Source organism: Schaalia canis (assembly GCF_003858455.1).
In the GTDB taxonomy this organism is placed as follows: Bacteria; Actinomycetota; Actinomycetes; order Actinomycetales; family Actinomycetaceae; genus Pauljensenia; species Pauljensenia canis.
In genome coordinates this window covers 1-17584 of sequence record NZ_RQZF01000015.1, presented here as the reverse complement: position 1 = coordinate 17584, position 17584 = coordinate 1, and the positions used below count along the sequence as shown (strand labels likewise).

At 61.8% G+C, this 17584-nt stretch carries 9 protein-coding genes; 3 read left to right on the top strand and 6 right to left on the bottom strand.

Translation table 11 applies throughout. The annotated features are described in order from the left end of the window. Positions 1 to 401: 401 nt before the first annotated feature. The 3 genes from EII11_RS10780 to EII11_RS10560 all read right to left on the bottom strand — a co-directional run bounded on the left by EII11_RS10780 (position 402) and on the right by EII11_RS10560 (position 11138). Positions 402 to 4646 carry an alpha-L-fucosidase gene (locus EII11_RS10780; protein ID WP_205649287.1) on the bottom strand — a complete coding sequence of 1415 codons (4245 nt, stop codon included), beginning with the start codon at positions 4644 to 4646 and terminating at the stop codon, positions 402 to 404. 280 nt (positions 4647 to 4926) lie between these two features. Further along, complete coding sequence (locus EII11_RS10030) at positions 4927 to 5442, bottom strand: SprT-like domain-containing protein (RefSeq protein WP_124872341.1); 516 nt, start codon at positions 5440 to 5442, stop codon at positions 4927 to 4929. Next, the gene (locus EII11_RS10560; RefSeq protein ID WP_338068048.1) at positions 5439 to 11138 is read right to left on the bottom strand and encodes a DUF3418 domain-containing protein; all 5700 of its coding nucleotides are present in this window, start codon (positions 11136 to 11138) and stop codon (positions 5439 to 5441) included. Before EII11_RS10560 ends, EII11_RS10030 begins: the two co-directional genes overlap by 4 nt. A gap of 541 nt (positions 11139 to 11679) precedes the next feature. On the opposite strand from EII11_RS10560, the gene EII11_RS10015 reads away from it, so the two are divergent. Then, a complete protein-coding gene (locus tag EII11_RS10015; RefSeq protein WP_240623145.1) occupies positions 11680 to 12855 on the top strand; it encodes a PfkB family carbohydrate kinase in 1176 nt (391 codons plus the stop codon). A gap of 236 nt (positions 12856 to 13091) precedes the next feature. Here the strand turns inward: EII11_RS10015 and EII11_RS10010 are convergent, their stop codons facing one another. From EII11_RS10010 to EII11_RS10000, 3 genes are all read right to left on the bottom strand, one after another. Then, a complete protein-coding gene (locus EII11_RS10010) occupies positions 13092 to 13862 on the bottom strand; it encodes an alpha/beta fold hydrolase (protein ID WP_124872339.1) in 771 nt (256 codons plus the stop codon). 75 nt (positions 13863 to 13937) lie between these two features. Beyond that, positions 13938 to 14984, bottom strand: coding sequence for a VIT1/CCC1 transporter family protein (locus EII11_RS10005; protein WP_124872402.1), 1047 nt, complete (start codon positions 14982 to 14984; stop codon positions 13938 to 13940). Positions 14985 to 15196: 212 nt separating this feature from the next. Next, positions 15197 to 15535, bottom strand: coding sequence for a YtxH domain-containing protein (locus tag EII11_RS10000; RefSeq protein ID WP_240623144.1), 339 nt, complete (start codon positions 15533 to 15535; stop codon positions 15197 to 15199). Positions 15536 to 15687: 152 nt separating this feature from the next. Between EII11_RS10000 and EII11_RS09995 the strand changes: the two genes are divergently transcribed. Beyond that, positions 15688 to 16401, top strand: coding sequence for a trimeric intracellular cation channel family protein (locus tag EII11_RS09995; protein WP_124872400.1), 714 nt, complete (start codon positions 15688 to 15690; stop codon positions 16399 to 16401). Continuing rightward, complete coding sequence (locus tag EII11_RS10890) at positions 16398 to 17366, top strand: HNH endonuclease family protein (RefSeq protein ID WP_240623143.1); 969 nt, start codon at positions 16398 to 16400, stop codon at positions 17364 to 17366. Before EII11_RS09995 ends, EII11_RS10890 begins: the two co-directional genes overlap by 4 nt. The last annotated feature ends 218 nt before the right edge of the window (positions 17367 to 17584 follow it).

Genomic DNA, 17584 nt, shown 5'->3' with positions numbered 1-17584 from the left:
TGTTGCGCTGTTCAGACACAGGAAGAAGGCATGGCCAAGGCAAGTGTGAGCTAATCCTCGGCTCCCACATGTGCATCCACAGGTGAAATCAGCGCGTAAGGGGGCAAAAACACGGTGGGATCACACCCGGGAACCGACACACTGACGGGGTGCGGACTGTCCTATGAGATCGAGTCTTTGAGACGCTTTCGGGCAGGGGGGAGCGTATCTATTTGAGGCGTATTTGTCTGAGCTCAAAACGGATAATGCAAGAGGGTGGGGGAGTGGCTCATGCGAGCCACTCCCCCACCCTCAGGTGATTAGGCGGTCACTGTCGCGGGATCATTCCACCCCCTTGCGTGACACGCGCTTGGTTGCAAGAGCCCCTGCACCAGCAAGAGCAAAGAGGGCGAAGAGCCCAGCTACAGGCAGCGCACCGGTCGAAGCAAGACCACCTTGCTTTGTTGAAGGAGCGGAAGTCGTGGACGATGACTGTCCATCCTTCTTTGCAGTGCCGGTCTTCTTCGCGCTGTCATTCTTCTGGCCATCACCCGTCTTAGGCGTCTGGCCCTTGGCGCCATCGGAGGAACCAGGAGCGGGGTTCTTCGTCGAATCATCCTTTTGGGGATTCTGAGGCGACGGAGTACCGTTGCCCTGGTTGCCCTGGTTGCCCTGGTTGCCCTGCCCTGGTTGCCCTGGTTGCCCTGGTTGCCCTGGTTGCCCTGGTTGCCCTGGTTGCCCTGGTTGCCCTGGTTGGGGGCGTTGTTATCGGGCGCGGTGTTGGCCTTTGCTACCTTGAAGGCAGCGTAGGCCAAGAGCTTACCCTTGCTGTCACGGGCAAAAATCTGGTGATCTCCCGCCGGGAAGTCGGCTGGGATACGCCACTTCACAGTAGCGACACCGGAAGCATCTGCAACCACACTGCCAGCCAGCACAGGATCAGAGTGAATCCAGAAGTGCACTGTCTCGCCAGCCTTTGCAGAAGCCTGAAGGGTGAGTTCCATACCAACGGCCACGGAGCCATTTGCAGCGGAGTTGCCGATCTTCAAAGAGACTGCGGGGGCCTTGGTGACATCCTCATCCTCGCCAGGCGTAGGAACCTTGGGCTGATCAGGCGTGCCGGGCGTGCCGTTGCCACCGGATTGGCTGCCGTTGCCGGGATCTTCGGTGGGAGGAGTCGTCGACGCTTCCATGCGCCAGTGTGCCTCAGTGCGCCCCAGATCCTTCAAAACAGCCTCGAAGGTGGTCTGGGTAGAGTTCGACAAGGCCAGTACAGGATCGGCACCTTCACCGTAGAAACCAACGGTGACAGGGGATTCCTCGGTGCCGTAGCCCCACATGACAAGCTGACCATTCAGCGTGGTTCCACGCTTGAACAGCACCTTCGTGCCCGGCTTGAAGGTCATCTGCTTGAGTTGATCCAGGTGACCGATTGGGCGTTCAAGGGTGCCCGGGCCAGAAACCGGCGCAGAGGTGTCAACGTAGTAGGTGTCGTAGTCGGGTGCTGCCACACCTGCACCGTGGACGTGAACCTCAGAGAGGAACACCGGCCCGCGTGCCTTGACAACGTTCACGCGCACGGCGTCGGCCTCGTAAGCCCGATCAAAAGTGACGATGCGACGAGCGCCGATGGTTGAGGCAGTAGCGGCCTGAGTCCACTGGCCACCATTGCGGACCTCCACGTTGAAGGTCTCAACCTGCTGGCCGTGGGCGCGCGTCTGCTCGGAGATCATGACCGCATCCACAGAGTGAACGCCGTCAAGCTCCACAGTCCAGGTGCCCGTCTCGGAGGCGTTGGGATTGCCGGGGCCGGTATCCAGGGATCCGTCAGTGAGCAGCTTCGTTTCTTCAACGAGGTTTTCGCCTTCTGCGGCACCCGGGTAGGACACGCTACCGGGACGACCCAAGGCAATATTCGCGGTGTAGGCGGCGTGACGCCACTGGGTCCATTCCTGGATCAAAGCGACATCGCGGTCGTCAAACTTACCCTCGCGCGTTGGGGGCACATTGAAGAGCAGTACAGAGTTGCGGCCGTAAGACTCGCGGAAAATCTTCTGCAGCTCGCTCATGGGCTTAATGCGCTGGTTGCGGTGGTGGAACCAACCATGGCGGATCGAAACGTCAGCCTCAGCCGGATACCAGGTCAGCTTAGAGACGCGGCCTGAGAGGGCCTGACCGACGACGCTTTCCAGAGAACCAAGGTTCGGGCTGGTGGCACCCACAACCGAGTAGTTGCCGGTGGGGTTGTCCTTCACAGCCTGTGGGCTCCACTCGGCCTCGCGAGCCAGACCCGATTCGTTACCCACCCAACGCACGTCAGGGCCAGCGACGGCAATCAGTGCGTGGGGCTGAAGCTTACGGATCAGATCGAAGTAAGCTGTGTGATCGAAAACCTCGGTGCGAGCGGTGTTACCACCTGCGCCATCGAACCAGACTTCGTCGATGGAGCCGTACTCGGTGAGGAGCTCGTAGAGAGTATTGAGGAAGAGCGACCCGTAATCCGAGGCTTCGTAGGTGAAGGGGCCGGGGAACTCGGTGCCGATCTTTCCTTCGCGGCTATCGCCAGCGACGAGGGTCGGGATGGAACGTTCCTGCTTGGGGCGGGCGTTTCCGTAGATGCCGCGACGTTCCTGGTGGGAGTCAGCGGGGGAGACGTAGAAGCCGACCTTCAGGCCGTACTTGCGGGACGAGTCAACGAAGCGGCGAACGACGTCGCCCTTCCCGCCCTCGAAGTTCAAGGACTTTTGAACGCCGAACTCGTTGTAACGCGAGGGGTAGAGCGTGAAGCCATCATGGTGCTTGATGGTCAGGATCGCGTAACGGAATCCCGCATCGGCCAGGGTCTTTGCCCACTGGTCAGTGTCGAGGTTCGTTGGGTTGAAGTCCATGGGGTTCTCATCGCCGTAGCCCCATTCGCGCCCGTCGCTTCCCCAGTAGGTGTTGATGCCGTAGTGGATGAAGGCGGTCAGGCCAGCATCGAGGAAGTCTGCTTGCTGAGCTGTGGGGCGCAGGGCCGAGAGCTTCGCGCGGATTGAGGCGGCGCAGTCTTCTCGGGTGACGGTGATGGTGTTGGCCGGAGCGGGCTTGTCGAACTCGCAGGTGCCGTCGAGAATGTCACCAATGCCCTTGGGAACCTCGACAATCCACCTGGAGGTGGGTGCGGCAAGGCGGATGTGCTTGAGGGTGCCCTTGACGCCACGTCCCTGGCCAGCGGGGTGAACCTCGGTGGCGAAGCCAAACACGTTGCTCTTATTCGGGCTCATGCGCGAGACCGCGCGAACGTTGATGGGGGTTGCTTCCTTGTCGTTGACCCACACGCGCATGGTGGTGTTACCGGTTGTTGACGGCAGGTATTCCACGCGCACCAGCGTCGGGTGAGTCAAGAGTGGAGCGGCAATGGAGTTCTGGTGGGTTGACCAGCGTGAACCGTTGTTTGAGGAGAATCCATACTGGATGGAATCACCGTTATAGCGCACGTACAGGTTGCCGCCGGCAGAGAAAACTGTGGCGAGGTCAGGCTGATCAGCTTCGGGCGTGAAGAGAACTTCGGCGCGGAACCCGCGCACCATGTCCTGGCTGCCTGGGTCAGCGAGGTTGAACTCGGGTTGGGAGGCCGTGAGGGTGACGCCGGTACGGCTTCCGGGCAGTGAGAGGCCGCCAAAATCGAGCTTGCTTTCGGTGCCTGCTACGCGCGCCAGCACGCCTTCTTTCTTTTCTCCGGTTGCAGCGGTGTATTCGTTACCTGAGGAGAAGTCGCCGCCGAAGGTGACGTCCACAGCGTCGCGAACGTCGCCTGCTTCTTGCCCGTCTTCAGTGTCGCCATCTCCTGTCGAGGGCGGTTCCGATGCTGGTGGGTTACCGGGTGCGCCGTCCTCAGTCGGGCGGGTCAATGCCCAGTCGTCGTTGTCTGCAAGGATGCGCACATGCTGGATGGAACCCTTGAAGCCGCGCTGAGGGGAGTCTCCGCCGGGGTTGACCTCGCGCCCGAATCCGTAGAGCGCCTTAGCGGGGCCGGAGAGGCGAGACTTCTTGTCGGAGGAAACGATGTCGCCGTCTGTTCCGTTGATGCTGACCTTCATTGTGGTCGTGTCACCAGGGAGGTATTCGACTCGGAGTAGGTGCGCCTTGCCTGCTTCAGGCAGGTCGATGCTGCCCTTGTGATTACTCCATGCGGGTGAGGCGCCGGGAGTGTTGGCGGAGTATCCGTAGTAGATCTTTCCCTGTTCATAACGGACGAACAGGTTGCCGCCCGCAGAGAACAGGGTTGCCAAGTTGGGCTGATCTGCTTGGGGGGTGAAGATCATTTCTGCGCGGATCTTCTTGTTGGCGTCCTCTCCTTCAGAGGCGAAGGGGGAGGCCTCATTGCTGGTGTATTGAATACCTGTGGTGGTGCCAGCAAGGGTTACTGCGCCGTTGGCGATAGTTTCTGTGCCGGCGAGGCGCTGAAGTGAACCGGTAACTACTTCACCGTCTGCCTTTGTGTAGGAGTTGTTGTCGCCGAAAGATCCGGCGAAACCAACGTTTAAGGGGGCGGTGTCAGGGGTGTCTGCTGTGGCCGGTGGTGCGGTGAGCAAAACGAGGGTGAGGGCACCTGTGGCGATGCTGGCGATGCTGCGTTGCAGCCAGCCTCCCCGCGGTGGTGCACCCTTATGACGATAGAGTGACATGCACGCCTCCTTGCGTGTGGTCAGTGAAAAGGGACACAAAGGATCATAAGTAATGTGATCCTGACCATTTGCTCAGGGGCGGTGACCTTCTGAACAAAGCCTTGAAAAACCGAGGAAAACCTCTGAAAAAGTGATGAATCTCACGAAAAATGGGATCGTTAGCCTTAACGAAAGATGTTGCTAGGGCTTGACCGCGTCAAGCTGCGCGGCAAGGGGAGTGTAATATGGCGCGACTGCTCCTGTGGGCGACAAGTATCAACCGGCCCTTAGATTAGATATGTTATAATTCTCGATTAAGTTTGAGGTGGGCAAGCTCCCGAGCATACCGGCCACCAGGAACAGTTGGCACTCCACCATAGGACCACTCCAACACCAGATCGCCATTAAACATCCGGTCGCAACTCCCACACGACACCACCCGCCGCGGCGCAGAAAACAACTGCTTCTGCATTCCACAGCGAGCACATGTCCCCACCCACGGCGCCTCAACAGAGGGCAGCTCCCGAGGTAAACGCACCGAATCCGGTGCCCCCAACTCCCGAGCCTTCGCCCTCCACACCCGATCATGATGATGCCGCGCCCCCACCAACGCATGGGCGATCTCGTGCAAAACCACGCCACGAACGGTGGCCTCGTCATACAGATCCGTCAACTGTGCCGACAAAGAAATCGTGCGCGACGAATAATGGCACGCCCCCGCCCGACGCCGAGCCCGATCAAAACGAAACCCCCAATCAGACACGCCATGCTCAGCCATCAAACGGAGAGCAAGCTGCCGCGCAGCCTCACGATTCACGCGCCCGCCTCCGCCAGCACAGAGCGCACACGCTTAGCCGACACCTTCTGCGGAGTGCCCAAGGTCTGAGCAAAAAGAGAGACACGAAGCTCTTGAATCATCCACTCAGCCTGCACAAGATGAGCGTTGCGCGCCGGATTGAAGGGGCGCGCCTGGGCAGCATCACGCGCATCCTGCAGGGCATCCTCAAGGGCGTGAACAGTATCCATTGCCTCACAATCACGATTCAACGCGCCCGATGAGGACGCTGCCTTCGCCAAACGCACAGCTCCCGCCCGCAGATAGCGAGCCAGATGCGGCAGGGCAAAGGCAGGGGTAGCTGAGAGAAAACCATCATGCACCAGGTGATTCACTGTCGCTTGCACATCGGCTGTCACCTCATGAAGGGAAGACACTGCCTCATACTGCTTCAACGCTCCTTGAACCTCTGACAAAGCCTCCATTGCCCGCACCACGTCACCCAGGAAGTCATACACCCTGTCCTCATGCAAGTCACGAGCCAGGACTGCCAGCGCATCAAAGGCGGCAGCGTCACGAATGGAGCTGGGATCCTTCGACGGGGCAAGCTCATCCACCAGGGACAGTGCAGAAGCAAGTTGAGCATCAGCAACGAGCGCAGCCGTGTCCGCATAGGGCGAAGCAGCCAACATGAGCGCCTGCCGACCCGTCCACCGCGTTGTAATGCGTGCGGTAGCCAAGCTCAGTCGAACGGCGAGAAGACGGGCAAGGCCTTCGCGGTGAAGGCGATCAGCATGGCCTGGATTTGCCATGACGCGCACGCCTGCTGCTGGGGCTGCAGGCGTGCCCTGGGGCACCAGGCAGGGATAGCCCCGCAGCACCATGCCTCCAATACCTCGAGAGTCCACGCTGCGTGGAAGAGGTGAGGCGGGGAAAGCGGTGAGGCCATCAATATGCAGGTCGGATGCTCCCTGTCCTAGACCCGAGGCAGTCGCTGTAGTTTGATCCTTCCCGGCGCCCGCATGTGTGCCCAAGGAGGAAACACCACCTGCGGAGGCATTTTCTGCGCTGACATCACAGGCGGGAGCCGACACCCCTGCACTGGCCTGAGTAGGGGAAGCATCGGCGGGCACCCGACCCGCGCTGTGGCCTTTGTTTGAGCCTTTCTTCTGGCCCCGGCGTGTGCTGGTGGCGCCACGTCGCTGAGCCTCTTCCAAGGCCTCAGCAACAGCGCCACGCACAGCGCGGCGCACTGCAGCATCAGCCTGATTGGCTAAGGTCTTTTGCAGATACGGCAAAGAGGTGCCTGCGCCCAACTCTTTACCGGAGCGGTCAACCACCACGAAAGTCATCTGCAGATGCGACGGCAAAGCATCACGGACATGAGCCAAATCTTCAGCCGACAAATCAACGCCGCGAATCGTGCGCACACCATCAGCAAAAAGCGTGGCAAAAGGTGGCCGCTGGGCAGGGGGTACCTCATCAAGGGACAAGCTCGGAGGCGCTAAGAAAGTGGAGTGCGCGCTGGATGCAGCTTGAGTGTGCGAAACAGGGGCCACGGTAGAACCCGTATGAGCGTCTGCCATAGCAGTCGCAGAGTTGGTTCCCGCGTGTGCAGCCACGGCATCAGATGCACCCGAAAGGGGCTGTTCCTGGTCTGGGCGCACACCCGGGAGCACAGACGAAGGATTGCTTAAATCCTTCTGGTCGCGCTGATTGTGCCCCTGTGCCTGCGAGTCTGTCTGTTCCGGTGTTTCTGTCCGTGCCTGTCCATCTGGCGGTGCCTGCACCTCTGACTGGGGCATCGCCTGTGCCTGGGTCTGCGCTTGCTTTGCGGATGACTTCTGAGCCTGCCCCTGAGAGGCACGTGTGTGACCGGTGCGAGCACCCCAGGCAGCCAGGCGATCCATCGCCGCCGACAGGGACATCGGATCCACGTCAGTAGTCTGAGGCGCATTGCCGTGTGCTCGTTTGCCCTGTGCGGAGTTACCTTGTGCAGAGTTACCCTGTGCAGACTTACCCTGCGCAGACTTACCTTGTGCAGCTTTACCCTGTGCAGGCGTGCCCTGTCCTGAATTGCCCTGATCGGAATTGCTCCGGTCTGGATCACCCTGGGCAGCTTCGCCATGCCCAACTGTCTTCTGCGTATCGGACTGCGCGCCCGCATGTGCATCCACACCCGAAGCAGCGCCGCCAGAAGCCACAACACCCGTGGAGTCACATATGGGAGCCGAAGAAGCACCGCCAGCGAATTCTTGACGAATCCACGCCGCCACCTTCGCCCCCACCTCCGGCGCAGGAGCCAGCAAACGACGCTTCGCCTTCGGCAGTGCCCGAATCGACTCGGTCACAAGCTCCTCAAACAGGCCAGGCACCAGCCAATCCGTTCCCGACTCCGAGACACGCTCCAACACCTCAATAGGAATCGTCATCGTGACACCATCACGGGACGACCCCGGATTGAACTGATACGACAACGGCAAAGACATATCCCCGTACTCCCAGGAATCAGGGAAAGCCCCCTCCGCATCACCCGTCCCACGCGGCAACAGCAACGCCATCGGATAGGTCAACAGGTCAGGGGTCGAACGCCTCTGCTGCTTCCACCACTTATCAAAATGCCTGGCTGACACACAATCATCAGGAATCAGGTCATCGAAGAAAGCAACGCGCGCTTCCTCATCGGCCACCAGCCCATGCGTGCGCGAGCGTCGCTCCACCTCCCGCGCTTGTTCAAGCAGACGCTCGTTGTCCTTCTGGAATCGGTGAACCTCACGCCACTCGCCACGCACCAAACCGTGCCGAATAAGCATCTCGCGCGCCAATTCACGAGCAGTGATCCCCGACGAAGAAGACGTTGCCGCAGCGTTATTGGCATCAAGCAAGCCGGGGGAAGTAGAAGAACCGGTAGCTGCTCCAGCGGACAATTCCCTAGAGCCAATTCCCGTAGAGGCGTCTTTGGACTCCACATCTTCTGCCCCCGCGCCTTCAGCCATGCCACGTTCAGTGGCCCTCTCATCAGCACTAGCCTCCGCCAGGCGGTCAATCCCACGAATCTGCACATCAAAACGTGGCTCCGCCGCACGCAAACCCTGCGCAATACCCGCCAAAGTCCCCGGCCTGGCCACAGAGGAACGCCGCACGCCGCCCTCGCCAAACACCGTCTCCACCCGGCCAAGCAACACCGAACGATCCGCCACCAGCGTCATGCCATAGAGCAGCACCTTCTCTTTGACCATGGCCGCCCCCTTCGAGGTCGACCAATACGGCTCAGAGTAAACGCGCTTAAGCAGCGGCCCAGCGACAGGTTCAATCCAATCAGGATTAATCCGCGCCACCGTGCGAGCAAACAGCCGCGAGGTTTCCACCAGCTCCGCCGTCATCACCCACGCCGGACGGGCGTGCGCCAGGCCAGAACCCGGCCAGATCGTAAAGTGAGTGCCGCGAGCGCCCTCATAGTCACGCTTGGCCTCATCCCACGAACCCAGGTTCGACAGCAAGCCCACCAGCAGCGATCGGTGAATCTGGTCAGCATCCACCGACGAGGTTGACGCCGTGTAGGCAACCACCGCGCGCGCCGCAGCGTCCGCAAGCCCACCCGTCATTGCCGCGTGGGCTACATCCTCGCCCGAGGGCATACCGATAGGGTGAAGGTCCAAATCCAGAGGTCGAGCAAGCTGGCGAAGCTGGTTGACAATATCGCGCCACTCACGCCAGCGCAGATGATGAAGGAACTCCGCCCGACACATACGCCGAAAAGCCGACCCCGACAGGTCACGTGACTGCACATTCAGGTAGCGCCACAGGTTCAGATAGGTGATGAAGTCCGAGGTCGGATCCGTGAAACGCGCATGCGCTGTGTCGGCGGCCTGCTGGTGGTCAAGGGGGCGCTCGCGGACATCCTGCAAGGACAGGGCGGCAACGATAACGAGCACCTCGGAGGCGCAGCCATTCGCGTCAGCCTCCAGGAGGATACGGCCCAGACGTGGGTCGATGGGTAGGCGCGCAAGATCGCGGCCAATACGTGTCAGGCGGGTGCCGCCCGCATTGGGTGTGGCTCCGGCGTCGCTGGCTCTACCGGCGCCGCTGACTCTGTCGGAGGCAGCAGCATTGTCACCACCAGCGCTCCCGCCGACGTGACCAGCAGTGTCACCGTGACCGCCCTCGCCCCCAGCCTGGCTCGCGCGCTTCCCACGCGCCCGGCCAGAGGCTCCGGCCTCGTCATACTCCAACGCGCCAATCTCCACCAGGAGCTGCACGCCGTCACGCACTGCCCGCGAATCCGGGGCGTCAAGGAAGGGAAAATCCGCCACCGACCCCAAGCCCAGGGCCGCCATCTGCAAGATGACGCTGGCCAGAGAAGTGCGCAGGATTTCAGGCTCAGTAAAGGCCGGGCGGGCCTCGTAGTCACGCTGAGAATACAGGCGAATAGCAACACCATCACTGACGCGGCCACAGCGGCCCGCACGCTGGTTAGCGCTGGCCTGGCTGACGGGCTCAATGGGCAGGCGCTGGACCTTCGTGCGATTCGAGTAGCGGCTGATACGCGCCAAACCCGGGTCAATGACGTAGCGGATGCCGGGCACAGTCAGGGACGTTTCAGCGACATTCGTTGCCAGCACAATGCGACGCAGGGAATGCGGCTCGAAGATGCGCTGCTGCTCGGCGGCGGTCAGGCGCGCGTACAAGGGCAGGATCTCGATGGAATCTGGCAGAAGCTGGCGTCGTTGGGCGCCGCTGTCGGTGACGGCTCGCGGCCCCAGGTGATCCACGAGGGCGTGCTGCACGTCGCGGATGTCGCGCTCACCGGGCAGGAACACGAGGATGTCACCCTCGCCCTCGGCGCAGAGCTCATCAACGGCGGCGCAGATCGCAGCCTCCTGGTCAATGTCCTCGCCCGCCCCGTAGCCGAGGGTTGGCAGGTCGTCATCGGGATCTTCAAGGACGAGCTGTTGGAAGTGGACGCTGTCGGCGTCCATCTGGTTCGCGTCGGCGTGTTTGTCGAGGTCGCCGTCGGCTCGCTGCGGCGCGTTGGAGCGTTGGCTGGTGCTCTCCGACGTCCACTGGCTGGGCAAGTCAGCACTGAGAGGCCGGTAGCGGATCTCCACAGGGTACGTCCTCCCCGACACCTCAATCACCGGGGCGGGCGCGGTGAGCGTACCGCGCCCTGGCTGGCAGTGTTTCCCCGCAGCATCCTCCCAACGGCCAAAGTGGGCGGCAAAACGCGCCGAATCAATCGTGGCCGAGGTGATGATGACCTTCAGGTCGGGGCGCAGGGGCAGCAAGCGCGCCAGGTAGCCCAGGATGAAGTCAATATTGAGGGAGCGTTCGTGGGCCTCGTCAATAATGAGCGTGTCGTAGCGGCGCAGCATCGGGTCGGACTGGATCTCGGCCAAAAGGATGCCGTCAGTCATGAGCTTGACCAGGGTGGTAGGGCCCACCTGGTCAGTGAAACGTACCTGGTAGCCCACAACCTGGCCGGGCTCCTTACCCACCTGCTGGCCCATTTCCTGGGCGATGCGCGTGGCAACAGCGTGCGCAGCCAGGCGGCGAGGCTGGGTGTGCCCAATCATGCCCTGCACGCCGCGGCCGAGCTGCAGGCAGATCTTGGGTAGCTGCGTGGTCTTACCAGAGCCGGTTTCGCCAGCAACAATGACCACCTGATTGTCACGGATCGCCTGGGCTATCTCATCCCGGCGGGCGCTGACAGGAAGATCAGGGAAAGAGATGACAGGGATGGCGGCGGCTCGGGCGGCAAGCTCATCAGGGGTGAAGGGGGTGAAAGGGGCTGCGACCTCGTCAATGGGGCGGCGTTGGCGGCGCGCAGGTGCGGACGCCTGAGCGTGGGCACGCGCATGTGATCGACCGCGGGCTGGCGCACCCGATTGGCCGACATTGCGGCCTGCGGATCGCCCCTTATGCGGCGAATTGCGTCGGCCACTGCGGCCTGGGTGCGGCGAGCGAGGCGAGGAGGAGGCAGATTCTGACACGCATTAAGTGTACGAAAGGGCGGGCGAATGCCTCTGAGTGGGCAGCGTGAGGTATGCGGGTTGGGGGCGCGTGCGGAGGTTGAGGGGTACCTGCCCGCACGCCTAGCTCCCGCGTGTGAGCTCAGAGCAAAAACTGCGGGCATCGGCACTGAAATCGTCTTGAGCGCACACGCGGGAGCGCGGAGTCAGCGGACATGATGCAGGACATTAAGCAGGGCAGCAAACAGGGAGAAGGAAAGGCCAGGCCAGAGCTTGGCGACAAAGCATTACATGGACTGAATGGGTGACAATGGATCTGGCTTCAGACCGCGCTGCAGAGAAAGGCTGGCAGATGCGAGCAGTGTTTAGTGGACTTACCACCGTGGATGTCATCCACCGCCTGGATCATGCGCCCGACCCAACGGTGAAGGTGACTTCTACTGATTTCACCCTGGCGGCCGGAGGCCCCGCCACCAATGCTGCCGTCGCCTACGCAGCACTTGATGCCATTGCGCACGATCTGATGCCCACCGCGGCGCACCCCCTCAACGCCCCGCTGCTTCTCACCGCCCTAGGCACGGGTGCCAGCTCTGAACTGTTGCGCGCAGACCTGCAGGTAGCTGGCCTGAGCATCCTTGATGCCACCGATCGCGCTGCAGGCCAAAGCACTCCCACGGAATCCGAGCCTGCGATCTCGTCCATTATTGAGCATCCCGAAGGCCGTATGGTGGCCTCGACGAACGCCCGTGTGGCCGTTGATACGGCGGCTGCCCGGAGTCTGCTTGACGAGGCTCTTGCCCCCGCTCACCTCCCGCCGTCAAGCTCTGCCGCAGATGTCGCCGTTGTCCTTATTGACGGGCATAACCCGGCGCTCGCTGATCTTGCTCTGCGCGTAGGAACTGCCTCGTACACTCAGAGCGTCGATAGTGACGGCGATCCTTTCGCCGCTCTTGAGGATAAGCCCTCTCACCTGCGTGTCCTTGATGGTGGCTCGTGGAAGCCGTGGCTGATGCCTCTGCTGGGTTTTGTGGATGTTGCGGTGCTGTCGGCTGACTTCCTTCCGCCCCTCGTTCCTGCAGGGGATGCGCAGGCTATCGCGGATTTCCTGCGTGGTTTCGGTATTACGCGCACGATTCGCACGAACGGCCCCGGCCCCGTCCAATGGTGGTGGGATGGGGAGCGTGGCGAAGTTCCCGTGCCGCAGGTCAACGCCATTTCCACTATGGGTGCGGGCGATATTTTCCACGGAGCCTTCGCCTGGGCGCTCGCACAGCATCGCATTGAGGGCCACGATCGCCTTGGGGGATCGGAGTCCCGTCAGAGCGCACGGTCCGCACATTCCAACAACGAGGCCACCCCCGCCACCCCGGTTGCCTGCATCGAATTCGCTGCGCAGGTCGCCGCCTTATCAACCACGCACTTTGGCACGCGAAGCTGGCGCGAGGACCCGGCCTTGCGTGATTTGGTTGCAGAGCATAGGAACTGAAGGCGTCCGAACTCGTTGCATCGCGCCGATGAAATGACGCCAAAAAGTGGCAGTTATGTTCGTCAAAACCATAGTTATGACATAACTTGGCCATAAAATGGGCAGTTATGAAAACAATAGGCCAGTTATGAGATAAAAACGCAGAGTTATCTCATAACTGGCCTTGAGCGTATGCAGATGGGGCGTCACCCGTGCCTCGATAGATTCAGGTCAACGGACGAGTGAATGATCCACCCTCAGCGCACCACGGGCACCTGCAGCTTCGCCCAGGACAGGGCCGCCTCAATCAGGGTCGTTGGAGTTTCGTCGGCACTTAAGGATTCATCCCGCACGACTTCAACTCGCGAACCGGCAGGTAGCAGAGGGAAGGCCTCCTGAGTTACTTCAACCAGGCCCATTTCCGCATCGTCAGCGTCGTGAACAACGAGTACTGGATGCTCCAAGTTACCTAGCAGTTCTGAGGTGTCAGTCAGTGACAGGTCAGCCAGGGTCTGCTTAGAGATGGTGAAATGGGTGCGCGGTCCGGGTGAATCATCGGGAATGTCGGTGGCGCCGCGGGTTTCCAGGTCGTCAAGTTGCTGCTCAGAGAAGATTGCTTCCCAGTCAAAAGAGATGGGCTGCAGGGCGGCGCCGCATAGGATGTGGGTGCGCACAGCCGGTAGGTGGGCGGCAAGGGCGGCGTGCACGCCAAAAGAGTGGGCGTGAATGATTTGGCGGGTGAAACCCTGGTCGGCCAGCCACCCGGAGGCTGCTTTAATGTCTTCGACTTGGCTGGCTAAAACGATGACGTCATCGCTGGATAGGCCATGTCCAGAGTAGTCGAATTCAAGGGTGGCGTACCCGGCGCCGCGGTAGGCGGCGGCGAGTTTACGGAAGTGACCGATGGAGCGGCGATCGGCCAGTACGGAGTGGGAGAACAGCACGGCAGCGTCGCCGGTGTCAACGGGGTTAATGAAGGTCGCTGACAGCTCAACGCCGCGAGGAGTCAGGATCGTGATTTCGCTCATGAATTAAACCTATCGGTCGATCCTGGGAAGAGCACGAGGGAGCCCACTGTGCGGGAATTTGTGCCAAACCTGTGACTAGAAGGTTGCCCCAAAGGCCAGCCCCAGCAGGTAGGTGACGGCGGCCGCGCCGTAGCCAATCGCGAGCTGACGTAAAGCCCTGGGAGCAGGCGACTGTCCAGCCAGGATTCCCACAATGCCGCCGGTGAAAAGTAGCGCGCAGCCCACCAGCGCGGTGGCAGTTCCAATGGCCCACCAGCCGCTCAGGCCGGCAATGTAGGGCAGGAGGGGCACGGCCGCGCCCCCTGCGAAGAACAGGAAGGACGAGGCTGCCGCCCGCCACGGTGTGCCGATTTCTTCCCCTGCGCCGCTGGCCTCGCTGGGCAGGCCTTCTCCAAGGGCGGCGCGCACGGCAATGGAGGAGGATTCGCCGGTGGCGGGGGTGCGCACTTGAGCGAAAATTTGTGCCGCGTGAGCGGCTGCTTCTTGGGCGCTTTCACCTCGGGCTCGGAACACGAGTTCAAGCTCGTTGGCGTTGACGTCCAGAGCTGGTACGGAACGGTGGGCCTCAGGGTCGGGCACGGAGGCGTCGAGGAGTTCTTGTTGGCTTTTGACGCTCACCCATTCGCCTGCGGCCATGGATAGGGCTCCGGCAAGGAGGCCAGCCAGGCCGGTGAAGAGGACGACTGCGGTGGAAGCGCCAGAAGCGGCAATTCCCAGCACGAGGGCGAGGTTGGAGACGAGGCCATCGTTGGCGCCAAAGACGGCGGCGCGGAAGGTTCCGGCTAGGGATTGGCGTGAGCGGGCGGTGAGGCCGCGCACGACCTCGCCGTGAATGTGCTCGTCGGCGGCCATTTGAGCGGTGGCGTCGTCGTCATAGTCGTAGCGGTTGCGCTGTTCGGAGCGCTGAGCCATCGCGAGAATAAAGATGGTGCCGAAGCGTTGGGCGAGTGCGGCTCCTAGGCGTCCTGACAGGGAGGGTTTGGGCGCGGGAAGGGCGTGGTCGCCGAGCAGGGCCAGCCAGTGTTCCTCGTGGCGGGACTCAGCTTCAGCCAGTGCGAGCAGTACGGCGCGTTCTTCGCCGGTGCGCCTGCGGGCGAGGGAACGGTAGGTGTCGGCCTCCATGCGCTCTTCAGCGAGGTGACGCCGCCAGCGTCGAATCTGCGCTGATGTTGGATTGTCGACGGTGTGCGCGCACGCGGAAGGTGAGGAGACGGAAGGTGAAGAAGCAGAGGCCGAGTGCGTCGCTGTGCTGGCAGGGCTGTCGAGGGCGGACTCGCGCGCGGGGGAGTCTTCAGCGGCGGGGTGAGCGTTCGCCTCCGGAGCGAAAGGCGCGTTCACTTGCCTGCGGTGTTGCCAGCGGAAGGATGGGTGGCGGGAGCCTCGTCAATGACCTCAACGGTGATGGTCGGGTCCGCCGCAGTGCGCGGAGTTGCAGGCGCGCCGAAGAGGCGCTCCTTCACTGCGTCGGCAACTTTGTCGGTGACGGCTTCGCCTTGCGAGCGCACAATATCGGACACCTTTTGCCCCGCGGCATCGAGAGGGCGGGCGACCAGGGGGTTGCGACGCAGGCGGTGAGTGGTTTCGCGGATGCGTTCGTACTGTTCGCGGCCAGCGCGGGTACCCAGGACGTAGCCGATACCTAAACCGACGAGTACGCCAAACTTCATGCCCATGCCAGCCTCCCGGGGAATTGTGGTGCTTAGTGCGACCTTATTACCCTAGCGTGCCCGCGTGCCTCCCGCAGCCGCCGGTGGCGATTTTCACCGTTGAATCCTGTCCGAACCCTGCCACGCGCGTGCGTGCGCGTGGCGTGATGACGGACAATATGAGCGTGATGCGTGAACTCTTTGACGGAGCAAACGAGATGCTGCCCGACCTGTTCCGGGCTATCGACCTGCTGGGGGTGCTGCTCAACGGCATCCTCGGTGGGCGCCTGGCACGCGCGAAGCATTTCGATGCTGTCGGCTTTGCGGTGCTGGCGATCATGTCGGCTCTGGCGGGCGGGATGGTGCGCGATACGCTGCTGCAGGCGGGTCCGCCCGTAGCGTTGACGGATCCGTTCTACTTGGCGACGGCCTTGGTGGGTGCCGCAATCGCCATGTTGTGGAAACTTGAATCACGCCCGTGGAGGATTGCCCTGGTCATTGCCGACGGAGCGGTGCTGGGATGCTGGGCGGCAACGGGCGCGCAAAAGACGCTGGCGGCAGGTTTTGGTGTAATTCCGGCGATCATGCTCGGCATTATTACGGCAGTTGGCGGCGGCATGATTCGTGACATCTCTGCCGGCTCTGTTCCCCAAGTTTTCGGAGGCAATAACCTCTACGCCACGCCAGCACTGGTATCAGCCTCGATTATGGTGATCTTCTACCACTTTGAGCTGGCAACCCTGGGCATGCTGGTGGCCACGATCGTGGGCACGGCCTTCACGGGCCTGTCACACTGGAAGCGGTGGCAGCTCCCCCAGCATGATGACTGGACGCTGACGCTGACCTCCACTCAGATCCGCCGACTGCTTTCACGAGGTGCCCCGCCCCAATGAGCTCTACGTCTTCACCTGAATCGGCTCCTACGCCTGGGCCCACGCCCGGAGCCCCTCAGACGCGCTCGCCAAGGCCAGGCCCACCAAAGCCCGGCCCTCGCCAGTCGGGGGCGTCGCATACAGGCGCACCCAAGTCGCGCCCAGCCAATTCACGAGGCCACCGCCCCGCATCCCCTGGCCAGAAGAAGTCTCCCTTTGGCCCGTGGGCAGGCATTATCGGATCCCTTGTCGCCGCCGTATTCGGCGGCTGGCTGGTGCTACCCGGGGTGGGGCCGGATGTGCTTGACCTGGGGGGAAGCTCGAACCCCGCCTCGGCTGAAACGTCAGGCAGTCGTGCGGACTCACCTGGCGCGTCTACCTCGTCAGACGGGGGCGTGCTGGAGGGCGGCGAGGCCACCATGTCCCCCATGGAGGCTGAAGCCCGCAGTCAGCTTGCCGAATTGGAGGTGCGCCCTAAGGCGTATGTCGAAGGCTATGACCGGTCTGAATTCGGCCCGGCGTGGGAGGACGTTGACGGTAACGGCTGCGATACGCGCAATGATGTGCTTGCTCGCGATCTTGACAATATTCGTTACCGGAAGGGCTCGCGCTGCGTGATCCAGACGGGCACGCTGCATGACCCCTATGTGGGCGTGACGATGCCTTTCCAGCGTGGGGATGCGACCTCACCGCTGGTGCAGATCGATCATGTGGTGGCTTTGGGGGATGCGTGGCGTGCGGGCGCGTGGGAGTGGAGTACGGCTGAGCGCGTGCGTTTTGCCAATGATCCAGAAAATCTGCTGGCTGTGGAAGGCCAGGCCAATCAGGATAAAGAGGCTTCTCGTGCCGATCAGTGGATGCCACCCAACCGTGACTATCACTGCGAGTATGTGGCCCGCCAGATTGCGGTGAAGCACGCCTGGGGGCTGAGCGTCATTGAGAGTGAGCGCCAAGCCATGCTTGACGCTCTTGATACATGCCCCTGACGGGAATGCTCAGCCTCGGATGATGGGCTTTGCTGTATAAGGTTCAATCGCCTGCTGTTGGCCAAATTTGCGACAGTCTCGCAGCAAATTTGGATTTGAAATAGGGCGGTTGCTGGTTTACCAGGGGGTGGTGTGGGGGACTGTCCAGTGGGGGTTGGTGGGGAGTTGGTCGTAGTGGGGTGGGGATAGGGGTGAGGGGGTGTGTTGGAGGTAGGTGG